The sequence below is a fragment of the Pseudomonas sp. Sample_10 genome (assembly GCF_004321495.1).
Lineage (GTDB): Bacteria > Pseudomonadota > Gammaproteobacteria > Pseudomonadales > Pseudomonadaceae > Aquipseudomonas.
This window is the reverse complement of sequence record NZ_RCOE01000116.1, coordinates 1-896: the sequence shown is the minus strand read 5'-3', so window position 1 is coordinate 896 and position 896 is coordinate 1. Positions and strand designations below refer to the sequence as shown.

Below are 896 nucleotides of genomic sequence, written 5' to 3'. Positions count from 1 at the left end.
CCAGAGCTGGGGTTACGAGTTTGTCGTGACTCCCCATATCGAGTACCTGGAATCCTTGCTGACCGGCGCGGGCCAGGATCTGGACCTGCGTACCTTCAAGGTGATCGATCCTCAGTCGGGTCGTCAGATGGGTTTCCGGGCCGACATCACGCCACAGGTGGCGCGCATCGATGCGCACACCCTGCGACGCGAAGGTCCGAACCGTCTCTGCTATGCCGGCAGCGTGCTGCATGCGCAGCCGCGCGCCTTGTCGTCCTCGCGCAGCCCGATTCAACTGGGTGCCGAGTTGTACGGCGACGGTAGCCCGAGCAGTGATGTCGAAGTCATCAGTTTGATGCTGGCCATGCTGCAACTGGCGGATGTGCCGGATGTGCACATGGACCTGGGGCATGTCGGTATTTACCGCGGCCTGGCGCGCGCCGCCGGTTTGTCGGGCGAAGTTGAGCAGCAGTTGTTCGATGCGCTGCAACGCAAGGCTATCGACGAGGTCATTACCTTGACCGAAGGCTTGCCAGCCGATCTGTCGGGCATGCTGCGGGCGTTGGTCGACCTGTGTGGCGGCCGTGAAGTCCTGGCGGCGGCGCGTGAGCGTCTGGCCAAGGCCCCGGCCCCGGTTCTGGCTGCACTGGATGACTTGCTGGCGATCGCCGAGCGTCTGTCCGCGCGCTTCCCGGAGCTGCCGCTGTATTTCGATCTGGGCGAACTGCGCGGCTACCACTACCACACCGGTGTGGTGTTCGCTGTATTCGTACCGGGTGTTGGCCAATCCATCGCCCAGGGTGGTCGTTACGACGACATCGGCGCCGACTTCGGTCGTGCCCGCCCGGCAACCGGCTTCTCCACCGATTTGAAAACCCTGGTGACCCTGGGGCGTGCTGAGATCGAGCTACCGTCTG

1 protein-coding gene is annotated in these 896 nt (G+C 63.8%); it reads left to right on the top strand.

Annotated features, from left to right (window positions below):
- The coding region (locus D8U18_RS10880; protein WP_131107610.1) for an ATP phosphoribosyltransferase regulatory subunit at positions 1 to 896 on the top strand (896 nt) is incomplete at both ends.